1 protein-coding gene is annotated in these 2,515 nt (G+C 40.8%); it reads right to left on the bottom strand.

Translation table 11 applies throughout. The features are described from left to right. Window positions 1-1,771: 1,771 nt before the first annotated feature. The coding region (locus tag BLO51_RS28210) for a lanthionine synthetase C family protein (RefSeq protein WP_167670377.1) at window positions 1,772-2,515 on the bottom strand (744 nt) is incomplete at its 5' end.

The following is a 2,515-nucleotide window of genomic DNA, read 5'->3' as shown; positions in this document are numbered from 1 at the left end:
TAATCGCCTGCTGGCTGCTTGTGTTTCCACTGATACCGTCACCTACGGCGATTTGACCGAATAAGCCAAGCGGAGCTAACTTGATATTCAAATAAATTAATGTTTTTTTCATTTACTCCCGTTTCCTTACGACAATGACCATCTTAAAGAGTTGGAGAAATCATGTTGGCATAACATATTTTTCTGAGAGGGGTGGTGACTCTGAATATTATGTGCAATTTTTTTCATTATTATGGATACACTCATTGTAGAAGGGCTTTGGAAATGGCTGAAATCCGGAAATCCGATTTAATTAATATTGTGTTCTATCACACTGTAAATGATATCCGCATGAATGTCCGAGCCCTTATGGATAACATTATGCTCGATACGATGAAGATCATTGATCGGCTCTGCGTTTGGATGAAATCAGGAAGTTTAGTAAATCATTAGTTCAATTTATATAGGTACAGGATTGCTGGTCAGGCTTTACCCTGATGGGACTTACACCCACTAGAATTAGCGACCTTGCCCGGCCGCACTACACAAAAAAATTTAAATTCCCGTTATCGTTGGTTAAATGGACAATGGCTCGCTTACTCAAACGAGTGGACGGCAATATTCATCCAGAAGCCATCTCCCATTCCGACCAGGGTTGCACTATACACACCCTAAAACCCGCCTCCTCATCGCAGAAGCTGGGTTTAAGCAGTCATGTCTCGTAACTAGCCGGGACAATGCGCCCATGGAGACGTTTTTTTGGTCATATGAAGGACGAACTTGACTATAAGGACTGTAACTTTCTTAAAGAACTGTGTCTACGGGTCAAGAGTATATCATCCATTACAATTCATAACGCTTATCAATGGACATTAAAATAGATGACTCCTGATGAATTCAGGAGCCATCTCCTGGCTGATTATTCAATACTGTCCACGAATGGGGTCACTAGCAAGGAATGCTACAGTTAGTTACACTTGCACAAACCGCATCCGAAAAAACGGGATTAGTTGTATCCCAATTAGGATCGGGTTTAGAGAGCTCTTGTTTTGTGCTTATCACTCTAATATCAAGATCAAATAAATTAGTTTCCATATGTTCAGCCTCTCTTTCAAGTTTTTGTAAGAAGTAAATTCAAGACAATTTCAGCGAGCTTCAGTTCAAAACAAAAATTAAGAATAACCTTCTGCTATTGTAAACCCTCCTTTTTTTGGAATCGAATTTGAAAGGTGAAGGAACGAACTTCGTTCATGTAGAGTGTTGCAAAACTATGTTCGCTAATGAGTCTAATAAATCACCATTCAAACACAAGTATTATTATACCATTATATCATATAATTGTAAACAAATCTTGGGCAATGGACTCCGCTCATCATTTTCCAGTAGCGTAAATATTTTTAGTTTCGACGACCAGCTCGTCATAATTCTTTTTATTGCAGAGTTCGGTCATTTTGTCTCTAAAGTACTTTTTCGGTTTTTACACGTATTCAGCTGTCAACATGTGTGGATAATCATCATCCCTTCCCATATCAATGGTAGAAGCTGCATAGGATGCCATCGAACTTGCTCCTTTCCACCACTACCGAGAGTGGTATAAAGCGGAACGCAATCTACGTATGGTAAAAGTGCCAAGCAAAAAGTTTCAGGGGCATTCTGTACTGCATCTGGCGCCAAAGGTTTGCTAGGTTGCGAGCGTGTTTCCACCCTTTTGAAACAAGAACGTCCTATCCTCGCCTCACTCACCGACTCGTGGACATTTCAAAATTTTGATGACCTGAGCAGTAACGATCGATTAACGTATAAGCAATATCAGATCCCAATCGGGACTCTCCTTGCTGAGTAAAGAAGCCAACACTAGAGCAACTCCTGAGGTTCCGGTCAAAAACCCAGCGTTATCCTTTGTGATTGAAGCTCCGTTTATAGTCTGTTCATCATAATAGCCGAACATTGAATGTGGTGCATAACGCTCTAACACAGTAACAACTAGTTTGTCCCGCAATGCACCAAGCGTTTCATGTCCTGTATCCGAATACATTCGCTGTATCAGATGTAGTAATCCTCCCACACCGTGACATATTGTGGATGAAGTAATGCCTCCAAATGTCTTGATCCGCTTCTCAATATCCACATATGCCTGCAATCCTGTTTCCTTCCATTCCTTGTTATTTACCGCATGTCCAGCCAACCAGAGTGAACGGGCAATTCCAAGCGTCCCGTAACACCAGGAATCTCGTATATTTTCTATTGAGTCCCGCTTCATTTCGTTCTGGATGAACTCTTCATATGAAACACGGCCTGGCCAGTATATACCAAAAGAGTTATTCACTTGCCACCTGTATATCCAGGCAGACAGTCTCATTATATCTCCGACCATCGTCTCATTCGTCATACCGTGAAGACATGACAAACTCAAGAAAGCAAGAGGACCTGTAATTCCATGTGAGAGACCGAGATTAAAATTTCCTTCAGGATATTTCTTTCTTTCCGCTTCTATATAAGTTGAACTAATGAATTCATTAGAATTAGAACCTAACAC

Origin of the sequence: Paenibacillus tianmuensis, assembly GCF_900100345.1 — a bacterium.
In the GTDB taxonomy this organism is placed as follows: Bacteria; Bacillota; Bacilli; order Paenibacillales; family NBRC-103111; genus Paenibacillus_G; species Paenibacillus_G tianmuensis.
This window is presented reverse-complemented; position numbering and strand designations above follow the sequence as displayed.